Source organism: Roseateles sp. (assembly GCF_031397715.1).
GTDB lineage: Bacteria > Pseudomonadota > Gammaproteobacteria > Burkholderiales > Burkholderiaceae_C > Paucibacter_A.
The window spans coordinates 1-2019 of sequence record NZ_JANNMI010000185.1 but is presented as its reverse complement, the minus strand read 5'-3'; the positions used below and the strand labels follow the sequence as shown (position 1 = coordinate 2019).

The following is a 2019-nucleotide window of genomic DNA, read 5'->3' as shown; positions in this document are numbered from 1 at the left end:
GATAGTCGCACAGCACGATGTCGTAGGCCTTGTGCTCTAGGATCACGCGAGCGTCCGTGATGCGCGTCGCTTGACGCACCTGTGCGACGCCTAGGTCGCGCAGCTGCGCGGCCATCAGGCTGCGCGAGGTCGCGTTGCTGTCGATGATCAACGCGCAGGCGCTTTGTATCTCGGCGTCCATCATCGCCATGAGGGGCTCCTTGGCAGGATGCGATGCATCATTTGCGTCGAGGTGGACATGGGGTCGGGGCTTCTCACTCCGAACATATCGGCCGGGCCTTTGGGAACATGAATCGGTGTCATCCCGGTATCGGGAGGATGACACAAAAAAGCGCCCTGGCCGGGTTTGGCTGAGGGCGCTTTTGGTTCCGGCTGAGTCGTGGGGTTACTTGAACAAGTCCTTGACCCGGTCGCCCCAGCTCTTGGTGTTGGGCGAATGGCGTTCACCGCCGTCACGGAAGGACTTGTCCAGCTCCTTCATCAGTTTGCGTTGATGCTCGGTCAGCTTGACCGGCGTCTCCACGCTGATGTGACAGTACAAGTCACCCGGATAACTGGAGCGCACGCCCTTGATGCCCTTACCGCGCAGGCGGAAGGTCTTGCCGTGCTGCGTGCCTTCGGGCAGGTCGATCTCGGCCTTGCCGCCCAAGGTCGGCACTTCGATGCTGCCACCTAAAGTTGCCGTGGTCAGCGGTGTCGGCATCGTGCAGTGCAGATCGTCGCCGTCGCGCTCGAAGATGTCATGTGCCTTCAGGCGAATCTCGATGTAGAGATCGCCGGCTGGGCCGCCGTTGACGCCGGGCTCACCATTGCCGGCCGAGCGAATGCGCATGCCTTCATTGATGCCGGCCGGAATCTTGACTTCCAAGGTCTTGCTCTTCTTGACCTTGCCTTGGCCGTTGCAGGCCGTGCAAGGGTCGGGAATGATCTTGCCGGTGCCGTGGCAATGCGGGCAGGTCTGCTGCACCGAGAAAAAGCCTTGGCGCATATGCACGGTGCCAGCGCCATTGCAGGAGCCGCAGGTCTTGGCGCTGGTGCCGGGCTTGGCGCCGCTGCCACTGCAGGTCTCGCAGCTTTCCCAGCTAGGGATGCGGATTTGTGATTCCTTGCCGCGCGCCGCTTCTTCTAGCGTGATTTCCATCGCGTAGGACAAGTCACTGCCGCGGTAGACCTGCTGACCACCGCCGGTGCGCCGACCGGCGCCGCCTGCTCCACCGCCACCGCCGCCGTTGAAGATGTCACCAAAGATATCGCCGAAGGCTTCAGCGAAGCCGCCAAAGCCTTCGCCACCCGCGCCGCCCCGGCCGCCCATATTCGGATCCACGCCGGCATGACCATGCTGGTCGTAGGCCGCCCGCTTTTGCGGGTTGGAGAGCATCTCGTAGGCTTCCTTGCCTTCCTTGAATTGCTCCTCGGCCTTCTTCGCCCCATCGCCTTGATTGCGGTCGGGGTGGAACTTCATGGCCAGCTTGCGGTAGGCCTTTTTGATTTCGTCCTCGGTCGCGTTTTTCGCGACACCGAGGGCTTCGTAATAGTCACGCTTTGCCATGAACCAGATCCGTGCATATCAAATAACAGCGCCGCGACGAGCTTTTGGGAATAGACCCGGGGCTGCGACGCGGCGGCGGTGACGGCCAAACTCGTTCTCGCAACGGGTTTGGCGCGTCAAGAACTTCACTTCGAGTCTTTGACTTCCTTGAACTCGGCGTCGACGACATTGTCGTCGGCCGGTTTCGCTGAAGCCTGTGGCTGCTCGGCCGCACCTTCAGGTGCTGCACCGGCCGCCGCAGCCTGCGCCGCTTGCGATTCGGCATAGACCTTCTCGCCCAACTTCTGGCTGGCTGTCATCAGGGCTTCGGTCTTGGCTTCGATATCGGCCTTGTCCTCGCCCTTGATGGCTTCTTCGGCCGCCTTGATAGCCGCTTCGATCGCTTCCTTTTCGGCCGCTTCGAGCTTGTCGCCATGCTCGGTCAGCGACTTCTTGACCGAGTGCACCATGCCGTCGGCCTGGTTGCGGGC

The 2019-nt window shown here is 61.9% G+C and carries 2 protein-coding genes and 1 pseudogene; all 3 read right to left on the bottom strand.

Annotation, left to right across the window (positions count from 1 at the left end; translation table 11 throughout):
• Window positions 1–190 (bottom strand): annotated as a pseudogene (locus RMO57_RS07915) (response regulator); the annotation flags it as partial.
• A 195-nt stretch (window positions 191–385) separates the two neighbouring features.
• A complete protein-coding gene (gene dnaJ, locus RMO57_RS07910) occupies window positions 386–1549 on the bottom strand; it encodes a molecular chaperone DnaJ (RefSeq protein ID WP_310385629.1) in 1164 nt (387 codons plus the stop codon).
• Window positions 1550–1674: 125 nt separating this feature from the next.
• A partial coding sequence (locus RMO57_RS07905) for an Hsp70 family protein (RefSeq protein ID WP_310385627.1) occupies window positions 1675–2019 on the bottom strand: 345 nt, incomplete at its 5' end.